A 17254-nucleotide genomic window follows, 5' to 3' on the forward strand; every position below is an offset into this window, starting at 1 on the left:
GCTAGTCGGCCTCGAGGAGGTCGAGGCGGTCGGCCAGGTACCGGCGCAGCGGCATCAGTCCCTGCTCGCCCAGACCGGGCGCCCAGCGCACGAGCACCTCGGAGCCGCGCAGGGCCAGCGGCTCCTGGCCCGACTCGAGCGCTGCGGCGTCCAGTGCGAGGCGCCGCCAGCCGTAGTTGACGATCTCGCCCTCCTGGAACGGACCGTCGAAGGCGGCGCGCCGGATCTCGCGGCGCGCCTCCTGCGACTCGGACTGGTTGTTGGCGTGCAGCGGAGCGACGGCACGAGTGACCGATCCCGTCGCGAGGAGCTCGCCCTCGCGTCCGAGGAGCACCACGCCGAGGCGCCACGCGCGGGTCACCGGCGCCATCACCGGCTTGCGGCGGAAGCCGAGGATCGCGCGCGGCGTCCGCAGCTCGGCGACGGCCTGGTCGGCGATGCCGCGGGCGTCGAGCTCTGCGGAGACCTCGCGCAGGAGCGCGGCCAGATCGGCGGCGGCCTGCTCGGCCCCGGGTGCTGCGGGCATCGCTCCTCCTCGGCTCGTCCCGCCAGCCTACGGGCGCGGTGTGCACCGGCCACCCCGCTCCGCACCGCTAGCATCGCCTGACGACACCGAGGAGGACGAGCGATGCGCGTCATCATGATGGGCCCGCCCGGCGTGGGCAAGGGCACCCAGGCGGCCGTGCTGTCGCGCGAGCTGGGGGTGCCGGCGATCTCCACCGGCGATCTGTTCCGCGCGCACGTCGCCGACGGCACCGACCTCGGACGGCGTCTGCGGGCGCTCGTGGAGGCCGGCGAGTACGTGCCGGACGAGCTGACGAACGCCCTGGTCGCCGAGCGCATCGCCGAGGAGGACGCCCGGGACGGGTTCATCCTCGACGGCTACCCGCGCACGCTCGCCCAGGTGGACGCGCTGGCGGAGCTCCTCGAGGAGCGGGGCACGCCGCTCTCGTGCGTCGTGCTGCTGACGGCCGACGCGGACGTGGTGCTCGAACGGCTGCACGTGCGGGCGCAGGAGCAGGACCGCGCCGACGACGACCCCGAGGTGGTGCGGAACCGGATCGAGGTCTACGAGCGCGAGACGGCTCCTCTGGCGGAGGTCTACGACGAGCGCGAGCTCCTGGTGCGGATCGACGGCTCCGCCTCGCAGGACGAGGTCGCCGCGAGGATCATCGCGGCGTGCCGGCCCGAGTGAGCCGACCCGCCGCGACGCGGGGTCAGATCGCCGAGGCGAGGACCTCGTCGAGCTTGGCCGAGGCCTCCTCGTCGGTGCCCTTCAGGGCGAGCGAGAGCTCCGACACGAGGATCTGACGCGCCTTGAGGAGCATCCGCTTCTCGCCGGCCGAGACGCCGCCCGCCTGCTCGCGGCGCCACAGGTCGCGGACGACCTCGCTGACGCGGTACACGCTGCCGCTGGCCATCTTCTCCTGGTTGGCCTTGAAGCGGCGGGACCAGTTGCTGGCCTCCTCCGCGACGTCGCTGCGCAGGACGTCGTAGACCGCCTGGACTCCGGCGTCGTCGATGATCTCGCGGACGCCGACGAGCTCGGCGTTCTCGACGGGGAGGGTGATGGTGAGCTCGCTGGTGTGCACGTTCATCGTCATGAACGTCTTCTCGACGCCCTTGACCGAGCGCTTCTCGAGCCCGGTGATCGTCACCGCTCCGTGGTGCGGGTAGACCAGGGTCTCGCCGACCTCGAATGTCATCATGTCGTGCCTTTCGTCGTGGGGCGTGGTGGGAGTGAGGAGTCCAGGGGGCGCAGCGGCGCCGCGGCGAGCCAGGCCGGGAGCAGCGCGACGAGGTGCTCGACCAGCTCCTCGTCGGTGCCGTCGAGGGAGCCGGCGAGCCAGGCGCCGACCACGGAGAGGACGCCGCCGGCCGCGAAGACCGCGGTGAGCTCGGGGTCGACCGCTGCGGGGACGTCGACCCGGGCGAGCACCTCGCGGTGCAGGGCGAGCGCCGTGTCGAGCACGGCGTCGTCGGAGGCGACCCGGGCGGAGGCCCGCGCGCGGAGCCGGGCATGGAAGGCGTGGCGGTCGACCAGCCGCTCGACGAGCCGCGAGTAGCCGCGCTGCAGGGCGTCGGCTCCGGAGCGGTCGGCGGGATCGCCCTCGGCGACGTCGGCGACCACGAGGTCCTGGCGGAGCAGCGCGGAGGCGACTCCCGCCGCGTCGTCGAAGTGGGCGTAGAACGAGCTGCGGCTGATCCCGGCCTCGCGCACGATGTCGCTCACCGCGATGCCCTCGGCCCTCTCGCCGTCGCTCTGCATGACGAGCCGCTCGACCGCGTCGAACACGCGGCGGCGGGTGCGCCGGGCTCGCGGATCGGCGGAGCCGAGCGCCGAGGGGGACTCCGCCGCGGGCACGGAGGCGAGGCGGGCGGGAGTCATCGACGTCAGTCTACCACTTCCCGGACAGGTGTACGGGAAGAGCGTCAGGCGCCGGTGCGAACCTGGTCGAGGCCGGCGATGCGGTCGATCGCGGCCTGCTCGCTCGGCGAGACCCGGCCGAGATACCGGCCCAGGAACACGAACAGCAGGCGGTTCGCCGTGATCGCGGGCCACCACGGGCGCCGGAGGCCCAGGAGCCTCCGCACCTCGGGGCTGAGCGAGGCGACCGCGCCGGCGAACAGCAGCGGGTAGACCACGCCCGCCTCGCCCGGCAGCCGGATGTCGCGGAGGAAGCCGACCGCCTCGTGCACGCGTGCGTCGGGCTTGAGCTCGCCCGCGAATCCGGCGAGCTGCGCGCGGAGCTCCGCGACGCTCTCGGGCGGATCCTGCACTCCGAGCAGCCGGCCGGAGGCGGCCCACTCGCGCACGTAGGCGTCGGGGCCGCCGGGGATCCGTCCGCCCCAGATCTCGTGGGCGCCGAGGAACGCGTCGGTGAAGGCGTCGTGCACCCAGAGCAGCAGGCGGGGATCCTGCGCCGAGTAGGAGCGCTCGCGCCCGCCGGCTTCCTCGTAGGAGCCGACGATCCGCTCGTGCACGCCGGTCACCCAGCGCGCCGCTCCGCTCGCCGCGGCGGTGTCGCCGAAGCTGGTGGTCAGGACCCAGCGGACCGTGTTGTCGAGGCGGCCCATCGGGTCCTCGCGGTAGCGGGAGTGGTCGTGCACACCGGCCATCGCTCCGGCATGGAGGGTCTGCATGAGCAGAGCCCGCACTCCGGCGATCATCGTGGGCAGGCCGCCGTTGACCGCCCAGACCGCGCTGCCCGGTCCGAAGAGCCCGGCGTCGTCGCCCTTCTCGAGGGCGACGATCCAGTCGGCGCGGGGGCGGGGGCGGCGGCGTCTCATCCGCTCAGTGTGCGCTCGGATCCTGGGCCGCGGCTGGCCGTTCTGTCACCCTTCGTGGGGCCGTGGTCACTCGGCCAGCAGTTCGCGGACGTCGTCGGCCGACAGCGCCCGGGCGAAGAGCTCGCCCTCGTCGAGCACCGCCGTGCTGAGGCGGCCCTTGCGCTCCTGGAGGCGCACGATCTTCTCCTCGATCGTGTCCGTCGCCACCAGCCGGTACACGTTCACCCGCCGCTCCTGGCCGATGCGGTGCGCGCGGTCGACGGCCTGCGCCTCGGCCGCCGGGTTCCACCACGGGTCGAGGATGAAGACGTGGTCGGCCTCGGTGAGGGTGAGCCCGGTGCCGCCCGCCTTCAGACTGATCAGGAAGACGGGCGCGGCTCCCGAGCGGAACTCCTCGATCACGCCCGCGCGGTCCCGTGTGGAGCCGTCGAGCTGCACGAACGGGATGCCGCGCCGGCGCAGCCGCTCCCCCGCCCGCTCCAGGTACGAGGTGAAGGTGCTGAAGACGAGGGCCCGACGGCCTTCCGCGATCACGTCGTCGAGCTGCTCGACGAGCACGTCGAGCTTCGCGGACGGGACGTGCCGGTAGGCCGGGTCGACCAGGGACGCGTCGAGCGCGAGCAGGCGCAGGAGGGTGAGCGATCGGAACACCGTGAAGCGCTGCCGGTCGAGGTCGTCGACCAGGCCCAGGAGCTTCCGCCGCTCGCGCTGGAGGTAGCCGTCGTAGAGCACCCTGTGGGCGGGCGTCAGCGCGACCTCGATCGTCTGCTCCTGCTTCTCGGGGAGCTCTGGCGCCACCGCCTCTTTGGTGCGGCGGAGCAGGAACGGACGCAGTCGTCGGCGCAATCTCTCGAGGCGGTGGCGCGCGCCCTCGGTGTGGCTGACGGTCCGTCCCTCGGACAGATCGGGCGAGGCGATGCCGACGGGCGCCTCCGCGTGCAGGATCGGCCGGGTGTACTCCTCGCGGAAGCGGCGCAGCGGCGGCAGGAGCCCGGGCGCCACCAGGGCGAGGACCGCCCAGAGCTCGTCGAGCGAGTTCTCCAGCGGTGTGCCGGTGAGCGCGAGCGTGACGGGCGCGCCGACCCCGCGGGCGGCCCGGTGCGTCTGCGAGGCGGGGTTCTTGACGAACTGGGCCTCGTCGAGGATCAGCGCCGACCACGTCCTCGACGCCCAGCGCTCGCCGCCGAGGCGCAGGACCGCGTAGCTGGTGAGGACCACGTCCGCGTCGGCCGGGATCGCGTCGAGCGCGCCCTCCCGCGAGCTCGCGACGACGTGGACGCGCAGGGCGGGCGCGAAGCGCTCGGCCTCCGAGCGCCAGCCCGGCACGACCGAGGTGGGGGCGACCAGGAGGAACGGCGCGCGGCGGATCCCGGCGCGGCCCGCCTCCTCGACCGCGTCGAGCATCATGGCCAGCGCCTGCAGGGTCTTGCCGAGGCCCATGTCGTCGGCCAGGATCCCGCCGAGCCCGTGACGGAGGCGGTGCACGAGCCAGGCGTAGCCCGCCCGCTGGTACGGACGCAGCCGGGCGGTCAGGCCCTCCGGCGGCTCCAAGTCCTCCGGCGACCCGGCGGCCAGCGCGGAGTCGAGCACGGCGCGCCACGCGTCGGAGGGGACGCTCTCGTCGGCGAGCTCCTCCAGCTCGTTCCACAGCCCGGCCTGGTGCCGGCCGAGCCGCGGTCCCGTCTCCCACTCCTCGAGCTCGTCCGCCCGGGTCAGCAGCTCCCGGAGCCGGTCGAGGCCGGGGTGCGCGAGCGAGAGGTAGGAGTGGTCGACCAGGCGGATGCGGTCGCCGCCCGCGGCCAGAGCGCGGAAGAGGGGCAGGAACGGCACGGTCGCGTCGCCGATGCTCACGACGACGCCGAGGTCGAACCAGTCGGCGCTCTCGGTGTCGACCGCGGTGATGGTGAGCGTGAGCGGTCCGGTCAGCAGGCGGTAGTCCGGGGCCGCGCCCTCGCGCTCGATCCGGACCCCGCCGATCCCCTCCAGCTGCGGGAGCTGCTCCACCACGAACACCGCCGCCTCGGCCCCGCGCAGGACCGCGCTCGTCCCCGGCTCCGGCACGAGAGCGGACCCGGCCTCGCCGAGCACCGAGCGCACCCGGCGGAGCACCGCGCGCTCGAGAGCCGCGTCGGCCGTGCCGTCGAGCTCGCCCGCGCGATCGGGCGAGCGGCGCCAGTGCCAGCCCACCCTGACGGCGCGCCGCGGCTCGAACGAGACCGTGCAGACCAGGCGCGGGGGCTCCGGATCGTCCAGGACGAGGTCGACGCCCTCCTCGCGCACCGCGACGCGGCCGCGGAGGGCGGGGAGGTGCTCGCCGACGAACTCGGGCACGTCCTCCGCCGGGACCTCCGTCTCCTCGGGGTGGTCGAGGAGCCGCAGCTCCTCGTCGTCGAAGGGCAGGGACGCGGGCGCGAGCAGGAGCGAGGACGGATCGCCGCCCTCGACCACGTAGACGCCGTGCCGGGCGACCGGACGCGCCGACTCGGGCGCGTGCTCCGCGCCGTCGATGCGCAGGACGGGCCGCAGCCGGAGCGCTCCCTCCTCCGCCGAGACCGTCACCGCCACATGCGCGGGACCGGCGAGACGGACCGCGCCCTTCTCCGGGGCGAGCAGCGGGATCCCGGCGGCCTGCGCCTGCTCGAGCAGCCGCCAGAGCAGTGGGCTCTCGTAGTCGTCGAGGTGGATCCAGTCGGGGTCCTGCCCGAGGTGGACGGTGCGCGTGGCGCGGTGCAGAGCCGCGAACTCGGCGAACCAGCGCTGGTGAGCGGGGTCGAGCGAGAGCCGGTGGGTCTGGAAGTTCAGCGACTTCCAGGTGAGGGTGGTGCGGTTCCAGGCGCCCCCGCGCCCACGGACGGCGGGGCGGGTGGCCAGACGGTGGTCGCGGCGCTCGTCGGGATCGTAGGTCTTCGCCGTGACGCGCTCGCTCGCCGGCGCCCGCCACGGATCGTCGGCCCGGCGCACCAGCCGGCGCAGCTCGAACTGCAGCCCGATCGGAGTGAGGACGGTCGGCGACTCGGCCTCGGGGGGTCCGCTGAGCTCGCCGACGCGGGCGCGCCAGGAGGAGGGGGTCGACTCGGGAGGCACCGCCCCATGCTGCCACGCGCCGCCGACACCCCCGCCCGCACCGCGTGACGGGCAGAATCGGAGGATGACCAGCAGCGACTCCCCCGCGCCCACCGTCCTCACCCTCGGCAGCGAGAGCCTGCGCCTCGCCCTGACGACCGCCGGGGCCGAGATGACGTCCCTCCGCGACGACGAGGGCCGCGAGTACCTGTGGCAGGCCGGCCCGGAGTGGCGCCGGCACGCTCCCGTCCTGTTCCCGATCATCGGGCGCCTCCCCGGCGACACGCTGCACCACGACGGCGCGGACCACCGGATGGGGCAGCACGGCTTCGCGCGGGACCGGGTCTTCGAGCTCGCGGGCGTCTCGGCGGACGAGGCGGTGTTCCGGCTCCGGAGCGACGACGCCACGCGCGCGGTGTTCCCCTTCGACTGGACGCTCCTCATCGCCTACGCCGTGACCGGCGCCTCGCTCCGGATCACCCAGACCGTCGAGAACAGGGGTCCCTCTCCGCTGGGCTTCTCGCTCGGGAACCACCCGGCCTTCGCGCTGCCGCTGCCCGAGGGCCGCGGCGAGCACCGCATCCGCTTCGCGCAGCCCGAGCCGGAAGGGTACCGCCGCGCTCCGGAGAACCTGCTGCTCGAGGCGCGCCACCCGGCGCCGCTCGAGGACGGGGTCCTGACAGTGGACGACGCGCACTTCGAGGAGGGCGTGATGATCTTCGACGAGCCGCGCCGGCGGACCCTCCGGCTCGAGGCCGACGGCGCCGCCCGCGCGATCGTCGTCGACACCGGGGACTTCGACGTGGTCGGCGTGTGGAAGCCCGTCGGGGCCCCGTTCGTCTGCCTCGAGCCGTGGCGGAGCGTCCCGACCCCCGAGGGCTGGGACGGCGACATCGTCGACAAGCCGCGCCAGATCGTCCTCGAGCCGGGCGGCCGGCGGTCGCTGTCCTACAGCATCGCGCTGAGCTGAACGTCCTCGCGCTGGATCTGCGCGTCGAGCAGCTCGAAGCGGCGGATGATCAGCCCCTCGCGGGTGGCCCAGGGGCAGATCACCAGGGTCTCGATGCCGAGGGCGTCCATGGCCGCCTCCGCGACGAGAGCGCCCGCGAGCAGCTGCGGAGCCCGCAGAGCGGAGACGCCGGGCAGCGCTGAGCGGTCGGCCGCGCTGATCGCGGCGAGGCGGGCGGACCACAGCCGGAGATCGACCAGGTGCAGCTCGCGGCGCACCAGCGGACCGGCGGCGCTCGGAGCGGCGCCGGTGATCCGCGCCAGCGAGCGGAAGGTCTTCGACGTGCCTGCGACCAGGTCGGGGCGCGCCAGGGCGAGGAAGCCGCGGACGGGCTCCGCGAGCACCTCGCGGGCGTGACGCCGGGCGGCCTTCACGCTCGTGGCCGAGGCGGGATCGCCGACCAGCAGGTCCCGCGTCACCCGCCCCGCTCCGAGCGGGACCGACACGGCGAGCTCGGGCACCTCGTCCACGCCCATCGAGAGCTCGAACGAGCCGCCGCCGATGTCGAGGTCCAGGATCGAGCCCGCGCCCCAGCCGAACCAGCGGCGCACGGCGAGGAAGGTGGCCGACGCCTCCGCCTCGCCGCCGAGCTCCTGGAGGTGCACTCCCGTCTCGGCGCGGACCCGGTCGAGGACCGCCGCGCCGTTGCCGGCCTCGCGGATCGCCGAGGTCGCGAACGCCAGCAGGTCCTCCGCGCGGTGCTCGCGGGCGACCTCGGCGGCCTCGGTCACGAACGCGATCAGCTCGCGCTGGCCCCGCTCGGTGATCTCCCCCGCCTCGTCGAGGTGCGCCACGAGAGCGAGGCTCCGCTTGTGCGAGCGGTAGGGCACCGGGCGGGCGCCGGGGTGCGCGTCGACGAGGAGCAGGTGGACCGTGTTGGAGCCGATGTCGAGCACGCCGAGTCGCATGGGTCCACGGTATCCGCCCGCGGAGGCGCGTCCCGCCACGCGGACCGCCGGGGAACGCCGGAGGGCCCGGCCGCTCTCGCGACCGGGCCCTCCGGGGGTGCTGGACTCAGTGGTCCCAGTTCTCGGCCCTGTCGGCCGAGCTGGACGAGCCGACGATGTGCACCCGCATGTCGTTCGTCGTGCCGGCGCGCCCGGGGGGCGATCCGGAGACGACGACCACGGTCTCGCCCGCCTGGGCGAGGCCCTCGCGGAGCAGCACCGCGTCCACCTGCGCGAACATCGCGTCGGTGTGGTTGACGCGCGGCGTGACGAAGGACTGGACGCCCCAGTTCAGCGCCATGCGGCGGCGGACGGCCGGCTCGGGGGTGAAGCCGATGATCGGGATGCCGTGGCGCAGGCGCGTCATGCGGCGGACCGAGTCGCCCGACTCCGTGAACACGCAGAGGAACTTCGCCTCGACGAACTCCGCGACCTCGGCGGCGGCCAGCGTGACCGATCCGCCCTGGGTGCGGGGCTTGCTGCCCAGCGGGGGGATGCGCTCCAGGCCGTGCTCCTCGGTGGACTCGACGATGCGGGCCATGGTCTGCACGGTGACGACGGGCCAGGCTCCGACGCTGGTCTCGCCCGAGAGCATGACCGCGTCCGCGCCGTCGAGGATGGCGTTCGCGACGTCCGAGGCCTCGGCCCGCGTGGGGCGGGGGCTCTCGATCATCGACTCGAGCATCTGGGTCGCGACGATGACCGGCTTCGCCCAGCGGCGGGCGAGCTCGACGGCGTGCTTCTGCACGATCGGCACCGCCTCGAGGGGCAGCTCGACGCCGAGGTCGCCGCGGGCGACCATGATGCCGTCGAAGACGTCGATGATCTCCTGCAGGTTGTCGACCGCCTGCGGCTTCTCGATCTTGGCGATGACGGGAGCCTTGCGGCCCTCCTCCGCCATGATCTCGTGCACGCGCTCGATGTCGCTGGCGTTGCGCACGAAGGAGAGGGCGATGATGTCGGCGCCGAGGCGGATCGCCCAGCGGAGGTCGTCCTCGTCCTTCTGGGAGAGGGCGGGGACGTTGACCGCGACACCGGGCAGGTTGATGCCCTTGTTGTTCGAGACGTTGCCGGGGACGACGACCTCGGTGACGACCCGGGGGCCCTCGACGGCGGTGACGCGGACAGCGACCTTGCCGTCGTCGATGAGGAGCATGTCGCCCGGGTTCACGTCGTCCGGGAGGCCCTTGAACGTGGTGCCCGAGAGCTCGCGCGTGCCGAGGACGTCCTCGGTGGTGATGGTGAAGACGTCGCCCTCGGCGAGGGCGTACGGGCCGCCCTCGAACTTGCCGAGGCGGATCTTCGGACCCTGCAGGTCGACGAGGATCGCGACCGCGCGCCCGGCGTCGTCCGCGGCCTTCCGCACGATGCGGTAGATGCCTTCGTGGACGTCGTAGCTTCCGTGACTGAGGTTCATGCGGGCCACGTCCACGCCGGCGTCGATGATCGCACGAATGGTCTCGTACGACGACGTTGCCGGGCCGAGGGTGGCGACGATTTTCGCTCGTCTCATTGAGGGGGTGCTCCGTTGTTCTGCGCCCGGAGGCGCGTCGTTAGCGGGGAGGGTGAGCTGATTGCTGGCGGGCCGAGACTATCGCGTCCCGGGGACTAGAGCGTGAAGCCCCGGTCGTTGGGGCCGACCGGCGCCGGCAGCTGGGTCGTGCCCTCGAGGTAGCGGTCGACCTCGGCCGCGACGGAGCGGCCCTCCGCGATCGCCCAGACGATCAGGGACTGGCCGCGCCCGGCGTCGCCGGCCACGAAGACGCCGGGGACGGAGGTCTCGAAGGCGTCGCCGCGCGCGACGTTGCCGCGCTCGGTGAAGGGGACGTCGAGCTGACGGCCGAGATGGTCCGCCTCCGGGCCGGTGAAGCCGAGGGCGAGCAGGACCAGGTCGGCCGGGATCTCGCGCTCGGTGCCCGCCTTGGGGACGCGGCGCCCGTCGAGGTACTCGGTCTCGGCCACGCGCACCGCGCGGACCTCGCCGCCCTCGTTCGCGAGGAACTCCACGGTCGACGCGAGGAACATCCGCTCCCCGCCCTCCTCGTGGGCGCTCGAGACCTCGAACACGGTCGGGTCCATCGGCCAGGGCTGGCTGTCCGGGCGCTGCGACGGCGGCTGCTGCCCGATCGCCAGGTTCGTGACCGACGCGGCCTTCTGGCGGTGGGCGGTGCCGATGCAGTCCGCTCCGGTGTCGCCTCCGCCCAGGACGACGACGTGCTTGCCCTCGGCCGAGATCTGCTCGAAGACGCGGTCGCCCGCGATCGCGCGGTTCGACTGCACGAGGTACTCCATGGCGAAGTGCACGCCGTCGAGGTCGCGACCCGGGATCGGCAGGTCGCGCGGCACGAGAGCACCGGTGGCGACCACGACCGCGTCGTAGCGCGCCCGCAGGTCGTCCCAGGTGATGTCGGAGCCGATGTCGACGCCCGCGCGGAACCGGGTGCCCTCGGCCTTCATCTGGTTCAGGCGGAGCTCGAGGTGCTTCTTCTCCATCTTGAAGTCCGGGATCCCGTAGCGCAGGAGGCCGCCGATGCGGTCGTCGCGCTCGTAGACCGCGACGGTGTGCCCGGCGCGGGTGAGCTGCTGAGCGGCGGCGAGCCCCGCCGGGCCGGAGCCGACGACCGCGACGGTCTTGCCGGTCAGGCGCTCCGGCGGGTGCGGCTGCACCCAGTCGTTGCCGAAGGCCTGATCGATGATCGAGACCTCGATCTGCTTGATCGTGACGGCGGGCTGATTGATGCCGAGCACGCAGGACGACTCGCACGGCGCCGGGCAGAGCCGGCCCGTGAACTCCGGGAAGTTGTTCGTCGCGTGCAGGCGCTCGATCGCCTGGCGGCCCTCGCCGCGCCATATCAGGTCGTTCCACTCGGGGATCAGGTTCCCCAGCGGGCAGCCCTTGTGGCAGAACGGGATGCCGCAGTCCATGCAGCGGCCCGCCTGCCGGCGCAGCACGGCGGAGTCGCCCTGCTCGTAGACCTCTTTCCAGTCCATCAGGCGGACGGACACGGGACGCCGCTTGGGCAGCTCCCGGTCCTGCACCTTCAGGAACCCCTTGGGATCAGCCACCGGTCACCTCCAGAATCCGTCCCCAGACGACGTCGCCGTCGGGGTCGAGCCCCTCCTCCACAGCGGATGCGCGCGTCGCGAGCACCGCGGCGAAGTCGCGGGGCAGTACCTTGACGAAACGCGAGACCGTTCCGTCGAAATCGTCGAGCATCCCCTGGGCCAGGGTCGACTCGGTCTCCGCGACGTGCCGCTCGAGCAGATCGCGCAGGATCTCCACGTCGGCGCTGCCGAGCTCGGAGAGGGTCAGCTCGCCGGAGGCGATCGCGTCGCGGTTCACGAGCTCGCGGCGCAGGCCGTGGATGTAGGCCGTGCCGCCCGACATGCCGGCGCCGAGGTTCCGCCCGGTCTCGCCGAGGATCACCGCCAGGCCGCCGGTCATGTACTCGAGCGCGTGGTCGCCCACTCCCTCGACCACCGCGGTGGCGCCGGAGTTGCGGACCAGGAAGCGCTCGCCGACCATCCCGCGGATGAACATCGTGCCCTGGGTCGCCCCGTAGCCGATCACATTGCCCGCGATCACGTTCGTCGAGGCGTCGAAGGTGCTGCGGCGGTCCGGCCGCACCACGATCTGGCCGCCCGAGAGGCCCTTGCCGACGTAGTCGTTGGAGTCGCCCTCGAGCCGCAGCGTGATGCCGGCGGGGAGGAACGCTCCGAGCGACTGCCCGGCCGAGCCGCGGAGCGACACGACGATGGAGTCGGCCGGCAGGCCGTTCTCGCCGAATCGGACGGTGACCTCGTGGCCCAGCATGGTGCCGACGGCGCGCTCGGTGTTCTTGATCTCGCGCTCGATCCGCACGGTGCCGCGGTGGTCGAGCACGTTCGCCGCGAGGCGGATCAGCTCGTTGTCGAAGTGGTGCTCGAGCTCGTGCTCCTGCGCGCGGCCGTGGCGGCGCGGCTCCTCCGCCGTGAAGACCGGTCCGACGAGGATCGGCGTCAGGTCGAGCCCGCTCGCCTTCCAGTGCTCGATCGCCTGGTCGACGTCGAGCAGCTCGCGGTGTCCGACGATCTCGTCGACGCTCCGGAAGCCGAGCTGCGCGAGGTACTCGCGCACCTCCTGGGCGATGAACTCGAAGAAGTTGACGACGAACTCCGGCTTTCCGGAGAACCGCTGGCGCAGCTCCGGGTTCTGCGTCGCGACGCCCACCGGGCAGGTGTCGAGGTGGCAGACGCGCATCATGATGCAGCCCTCGACGATCAGCGGGGCCGTCGCGAAGCCGAACTCCTCGGCCCCGAGCAGCGCGCCGATGACGACGTCGCGACCGGTCTTCATCTGGCCGTCGACCTGCACGACCACACGGTCGCGCATGCCGTTGAGCATCAGCGTCTGCTGGGTCTCGGCCAGGCCGAGCTCCCAGGGCGTGCCCGCGTGCTTGAGCGAGTTCACCGGGCTCGCGCCGGTGCCGCCGTCGTGACCCGAGACGAGGATCACGTCGGCGAGGGCCTTCGCGGTGCCGGCGGCGACCGCTCCGATGCCCGACTGGCTGACCAGCTTCGCGTGGATGCGCGCCGACGGGTTCGCCCGCTTGAGGTCGAAGATCAGCTGCTTCAGGTCCTCGATCGAGTAGATGTCGTGGTGCGGCGGCGGCGAGATCAGGCCGACACCGGCGGTCGCGTGCCGGGTGCGCGCGATCCACGGGTACACCTTCGTGGGCGGCAGCTGACCGCCCTCGCCGGGCTTGGCGCCCTGGGCGAGCTTGATCTGGATGTCGTCGGCGTGGGTGAGGTACATGCTCGTGACGCCGAAGCGGCCCGAGGCGACCTGCTTGATCGCGGAGCGACGCTCCGGGTCGAGCAGCCGCTCGGTGTCCTCGCCGCCCTCGCCCGTGTTCGACTTGGCGCCGAGGCGGTTCATCGCGATGGCGAGCGTCTCGTGCGCCTCCGGCGAGATGGAGCCGTAGCTCATCGCGCCCGTCGAGAAGCGCTTCACGATCGCCTCGACCGGCTCGACCTCGTCGATCGGGATCGGCGTGCGCCCCGCGGTGTCGAGCTTGAACATGCCGCGGAGGGTCATCAGCGAGCTCGCCTGGTCGTCGACCATCTTCGTGTACTCGCGGAAGACGTCGTAGCGGCGGTTGCGCGTCGAGTGCTGCAGGCGGAACACCGTGTCCGGGTTGAACAGGTGCGGGGCGCCGTCGCGGCGCCACTGGTACTCGCCGCCGACCGCCAGGCGCTCATGCGCGACGATCGCGCCGTCCTCGGGGTACGCGGCGCGGTGACGCGCGGCGTTCTCCTCGGCGACGACGTCGATGCCGATGCCGCCGAGCTTCGAGACGGTGCCGGTGAAGTACTGGTCGACGAACGCCTGGCTGAGGCCGACGGCCTCGAAGGTCTGCGCCCCGGCGTAGCTCGACACGGTGGAGATGCCCATCTTGGACATGATCTTCAGCACGCCCTTGCCGAGCGCCTTGATCACGTTCTTCACGGCCTTCTCCGGCGAGACGTCCGACAGCATGCCGCTGCGGACGAGGTCCTCGCAGGTCTCCATCGCCAGGTACGGGTTGACCGCGGAGGCGCCGTAGCCGATGAGCGTCGCCACATGGTGCACCTCGCGGACGTCGCCCGCCTCGACCACGAGCCCCACTCGCATCCGGTTCTCGGTGCGGATGAGGTGGTGGTGCACGGCGGCGAGCATCAGCAGCGAGGGGATCGGCGCGAGGTCCTTGGTGGAGTCGCGGTCCGAGAGCACCAGGAACTGCGCTCCCGCGGCGATGGCCTCGTCGGCCTCGTCGCACATCTCGTCGATGCGGTCCTGCATCGCGCGGGGTCCCGCGTCGACGCGGTAGAGGCCGCGGATCGTCGTGGTGATGTGGCTCAGCGGGCGCGGCGCGATGTGCTGGATCTTCGCGAGCTCGTCGTTGTCGATGACCGGGAAGTCGAGGACGACCTGGCGCGCGTGCTCGGCACCGGCGGTCAGCAGGTTGCGCTCGGGGCCGAGGCCCAGGCGGAGCGAGGTCACGACCTCCTCGCGGATCGAGTCCAGCGGCGGGTTCGTCACCTGCGCGAAGGCCTGCGTGAAGTAGTCGAAGAGCAGGCGGGGGCGCTTGGACAGGACGGCCACGGGGGTGTCCGAGCCCATCGCTCCGAGCGGCTCCGCACCGGCGCGCGCCATCGGCAGCAGGAGGAGGCGGACCTCCTCCTCGGTGTAGCCGAAGGTGCGCTGGCGGCGGTTGACCGAGGCGGGCGTGTGCACGATGTGCTCGCGCTCGGGGAGGTCCTTGAGGTTGATGCGGCCCTTCTCGAGCCACTCCTCGAACGGACCGGAGGCGGCGAGCTGCCCCTTGATCTCCTCGTCCTCGACGATGCGGCCCTGCTCGGTGTCGACCAGGAACATGCGGCCGGGCTGCAGGCGTCCCTTGCGGACCACCTTCGCGGGGTCGATGTCGAGCACGCCGATCTCGCTGGCGAGCACCACGAGCCCGTCGTCGGTGACGACGTAGCGGCCGGGTCGGAGCCCGTTGCGGTCGAGGGTGGCGCCGACGAGCTCGCCGTCGGTGAAGACGATCGCGGCCGGGCCGTCCCACGGCTCCATGAGCATCGAGTGGTACTCGTAGAACGCGCGGCGCTTCGGGTCGAGCGCGCCGTCCTGGTTCTCCCAGGCCTCCGGCACCATCATCATGACCGCGTGCGGGAGCGACCGGCCGGCCAGATTGAGCAGCTCGACGGTCTCGTCGAACGAGGCGGAGTCGCTGCGGCCGGGCGAGACGATCGGGAACAGCGGGGCCAGGTCGCCCAGCTCGCGGCTCTTCAGCTGCGACTGGCGCGCGCGCATCCAGTTGCGGTTGCCCTGCACCGTGTTGATCTCGCCGTTGTGCGCGATCATCCGGAACGGCTGAGCGAGCGGCCACGAGGGGAAGGTGTTGGTGGAGTACCGGGAGTGCACCAGCGCGAGCTTCGACGCGAAGCGCTCGTCGGACAGGTCCGGGTAGAACGGCTCCAGCTGGAGCGTCGTCACCATGCCCTTGTAGACGAGCGTGCGGCTCGAGAGCGACATGAAGTAGACCTCGAGCTCGCGCTCGACGCGCTTGCGCAGGCGGAAGGTCAGGCGGTCGAGGCGCACGGAGGAGAGGGGCGTGCCGCTCTCGTCGGTCAGCTCGCTCCGGATGAACAGCTGCTCGATCGCCGGCATGGCGGCCCGGGCGAGCGTGCCGATCTCGTCGGGCTGCACGGGCACGGACCGCCAGCCGACCACGGCGAGGTTCTCCTCGCGGGCGATGTCGGCGATCGTCGACTTGACCCGCTCGCGCTCGAACACGTCCACCGGGAGGAAGGCGTTGCCCACCGCGTACTGGCCCAGCGGCGGGAGCTCGAAGGGAGCGACCGCGCGGAGGAACTCGTCCGGGATCTGCGTGATGATCCCCGCGCCGTCGCCCGTTCCCGCGTCGGAGCCGACGGCGCCGCGGTGCTCGAGGTTGCGCAGCGCGTTCAGCGCGGCGTCGATGATGTCGTGGCCGGCGGTGCCGCGCATGGTGGCGACCATCGCGAGACCGCACGCGTCCTTCTCGGCGGCCGGGTCGTACATCCCCTGCGCCGGCGGCATGCCCAGGAAGGGCACGGCGCGGGCCGGGGTCGAGGGCTGGGCGGAGGCCATGGGAACCGTCCTCACGGGGGTGATGGCTGATCGGGACGTCGCTGGCCCGCGGTGGTGGAGGAGGAGCGGCTCCCCGATCGGGAGGGCCGCAGGGTTCTGCCGTGGCGCGAGCGTCGCGCGCCGCCGGCGGTGCCTGCACGACGACCCGCCCGCGGCAGCGCTCGTGGCTGCGCCGCGATGGGGCGGTCGTGGAGGTGTCGGGCACCCGGGAGGCGGTCGCGGAGGCTCCGCGACCTCCGTCAGGTGCGGGAGACCGTCGGCTTCTCGGCGTCGGTGCCGGAAGCAGGGGTGGTGGTGTCGTCGGAGTCGGACTCGACGTCCTCGAATTCTACCGCAGCCGGGGCGGGCGTCCACTCGCGACCCGGCCGGTAGGCCGAGGGCTCGGCGCCCGGGTGCTCGCGCTTCTGGATCACCACGAGGACCAGGCCGATGACCACGGCGATGAGCGCGGCCCAGACGTTGGTGCGGATGCCCCAGAAGAACTCGCTCGGGTCGATCCGGATGGACTCGAACCAGACGCGGCCGATCCCGTACCAGATCAGGTAGGCGGCGAAGACGGTGCCCCACTGCAGCTTGAGACGGCGCTCGAGCAGGAGGATGACCGCGATGCCGACGACGTTCCAGAGGATCTCGTAGAGGAAGGTCGGGTGGAAGAGCGTGCCCGCCGGGAGGCCGACGGGGAAGGCCGGGTTGGTGGTCTCGATCTCGAGGCCCCAGGGCAGGGTCGTGGGCAGGCCGAAGAGCTCGTGGTTGAACCAGTTGCCCAGGCGCCCGAGCGCCTGAGCGGCGAGCATGCCGGGGGCGAGGGCGTCGGCGAAGGTCCAGAAGCGCACTCCTGTCCAGCGGCAGCCGATGAACGCGCCGACCGCGCCTCCGATGAGCCCGCCGAAGATGGCGTTGCCGCCGTTCCAGATGCGGACGACCTCCCACGGGTCGGCGCCGTCGTAGAAGTAGTCGCCGGGGTGGGTGAGCACGTGGTAGGCGCGGGCGCCGACGATGCCGAGCGGCACCGCCCAGATGATGATGTCGAGCACGACCCACGGCTCCGCGCCGCGGCGCTTGAGGCGCTGGTTCGTCATGATCGTCGCCACGATGATCCCCGCGAGGATGCAGAGCGCGTAGGTGTGGATCGCGAGCGTGAAGGTGCCGATCGTGAGGTCGTACTGACTCCACGCGTCGGGGGGGCTCGGAATGCTCAGCGGTACGGACACCGGTACTCGACCTTTCGAAGGAGGGGGTCCCCCGGGCGCGGCTCGGCCGCGCCCCGGTGGGCATCCCGATTGTAGCGGG

At 72.6% G+C, this 17254-nt stretch carries 12 protein-coding genes; 2 read left to right on the top strand and 10 right to left on the bottom strand.

The window, feature by feature from the left end:
- Window position 1: 1 nt before the first annotated feature.
- Window positions 2-526, bottom strand: a complete 525-nt coding sequence (locus C5C74_RS03780; protein ID WP_104232649.1) for a hypothetical protein — start codon at window positions 524-526, stop codon at window positions 2-4.
- Window positions 527-628: 102 nt separating this feature from the next.
- Between C5C74_RS03780 and C5C74_RS03785 the strand changes: the two genes are divergently transcribed.
- Window positions 629-1195 (top strand): adenylate kinase, encoded by a 567-nt coding sequence (locus C5C74_RS03785; RefSeq protein WP_104221879.1) that lies wholly within the window; start codon window positions 629-631, stop codon window positions 1193-1195.
- Between the two features lie 22 nt (window positions 1196-1217).
- On the opposite strand, the gene C5C74_RS03790 is transcribed toward C5C74_RS03785, so the two are convergent.
- The 4 genes from C5C74_RS03790 to C5C74_RS03805 form a co-directional block, all read right to left on the bottom strand.
- Window positions 1218-1706 carry a CarD family transcriptional regulator gene (locus tag C5C74_RS03790; RefSeq protein WP_068257183.1) on the bottom strand — a complete coding sequence of 163 codons (489 nt, stop codon included), beginning with the start codon at window positions 1704-1706 and terminating at the stop codon, window positions 1218-1220.
- On the bottom strand, window positions 1706-2389 hold the full coding sequence (locus C5C74_RS03795; protein ID WP_104221877.1) for a TetR/AcrR family transcriptional regulator: 684 nt from the start codon (window positions 2387-2389) through the stop codon (window positions 1706-1708). Before C5C74_RS03795 ends, C5C74_RS03790 begins: the two co-directional genes overlap by 1 nt.
- A gap of 44 nt (window positions 2390-2433) precedes the next feature.
- On the bottom strand, window positions 2434-3291 hold the full coding sequence (locus C5C74_RS03800) for an oxygenase MpaB family protein (protein ID WP_104351006.1): 858 nt from the start codon (window positions 3289-3291) through the stop codon (window positions 2434-2436).
- A gap of 66 nt (window positions 3292-3357) precedes the next feature.
- Window positions 3358-6375 (bottom strand): DEAD/DEAH box helicase, encoded by a 3018-nt coding sequence (locus C5C74_RS03805; RefSeq protein WP_104351016.1) that lies wholly within the window; start codon window positions 6373-6375, stop codon window positions 3358-3360.
- Between the two features lie 64 nt (window positions 6376-6439).
- Between C5C74_RS03805 and C5C74_RS03810 the strand changes: the two genes are divergently transcribed.
- Window positions 6440-7324 carry an aldose 1-epimerase family protein gene (locus tag C5C74_RS03810; RefSeq protein WP_104221873.1) on the top strand — a complete coding sequence of 295 codons (885 nt, stop codon included), beginning with the start codon at window positions 6440-6442 and terminating at the stop codon, window positions 7322-7324.
- Here C5C74_RS03810 and C5C74_RS03815 read toward each other — a convergent pair.
- The 5 genes from C5C74_RS03815 to lgt all read right to left on the bottom strand — a co-directional run bounded on the left by C5C74_RS03815 (window position 7303) and on the right by lgt (window position 17175).
- Window positions 7303-8271: an exopolyphosphatase gene (locus C5C74_RS03815; protein ID WP_104221871.1), complete on the bottom strand. Its 969-nt coding sequence runs from the start codon at window positions 8269-8271 to the stop codon at window positions 7303-7305. The genes C5C74_RS03810 and C5C74_RS03815 overlap by 22 nt on opposite strands.
- Window positions 8272-8377: 106 nt before the next feature.
- Window positions 8378-9823 (bottom strand): pyruvate kinase, encoded by a 1446-nt coding sequence (pyk, locus tag C5C74_RS03820; protein WP_104221869.1) that lies wholly within the window; start codon window positions 9821-9823, stop codon window positions 8378-8380.
- 95 nt (window positions 9824-9918) lie between these two features.
- Window positions 9919-11376: a glutamate synthase subunit beta gene (locus C5C74_RS03825; protein ID WP_104351007.1), complete on the bottom strand. Its 1458-nt coding sequence runs from the start codon at window positions 11374-11376 to the stop codon at window positions 9919-9921.
- Complete coding sequence (gene gltB, locus C5C74_RS03830) at window positions 11369-15964, bottom strand: glutamate synthase large subunit (protein WP_104232656.1); 4596 nt, start codon at window positions 15962-15964, stop codon at window positions 11369-11371. The genes C5C74_RS03825 and gltB overlap by 8 nt, the downstream gene beginning before the upstream one ends.
- 239 nt (window positions 15965-16203) lie before the next feature.
- Window positions 16204-17175, bottom strand: coding sequence for a prolipoprotein diacylglyceryl transferase (gene lgt / locus C5C74_RS03835; RefSeq protein ID WP_258059820.1), 972 nt, complete (start codon window positions 17173-17175; stop codon window positions 16204-16206).
- Window positions 17176-17254: the final 79 nt, after the last annotated feature.

The sequence above is a fragment of the Rathayibacter sp. AY1E8 genome (assembly GCF_002931415.1).
Taxonomy (GTDB): Bacteria; Actinomycetota; Actinomycetes; order Actinomycetales; family Microbacteriaceae; genus Rathayibacter.

Bases quoted from the DNA above. Each gene is read 5' to 3' on its own strand.
- C5C74_RS03780 (WP_104232649.1), bottom strand. From the start codon at position 526: ATGCCCGCAGCACCCGGGGCCGAGCAGGCCGCCGCCGATCTGGCCGCG.
- C5C74_RS03785 (WP_104221879.1), top strand. From the start codon at position 629: ATGCGCGTCATCATGATGGGCCCGCCCGGCGTGGGCAAGGGCACCCAG.
- C5C74_RS03790 (WP_068257183.1), bottom strand. From the start codon at position 1,706: ATGACATTCGAGGTCGGCGAGACCCTGGTCTACCCGCACCACGGAGCG.
- C5C74_RS03795 (WP_104221877.1), bottom strand. From the start codon at position 2,389: ATGACTCCCGCCCGCCTCGCCTCCGTGCCCGCGGCGGAGTCCCCCTCG.
- C5C74_RS03800 (WP_104351006.1), bottom strand. From the start codon at position 3,291: ATGAGACGCCGCCGCCCCCGCCCCCGCGCCGACTGGATCGTCGCCCTC.
- C5C74_RS03810 (WP_104221873.1), top strand. From the start codon at position 6,440: ATGACCAGCAGCGACTCCCCCGCGCCCACCGTCCTCACCCTCGGCAGC.
- C5C74_RS03815 (WP_104221871.1), bottom strand. From the start codon at position 8,271: ATGCGACTCGGCGTGCTCGACATCGGCTCCAACACGGTCCACCTGCTC.
- pyk (WP_104221869.1), bottom strand. From the start codon at position 9,823: ATGAGACGAGCGAAAATCGTCGCCACCCTCGGCCCGGCAACGTCGTCG.
- gltB (WP_104232656.1), bottom strand. From the start codon at position 15,964: ATGGCCTCCGCCCAGCCCTCGACCCCGGCCCGCGCCGTGCCCTTCCTG.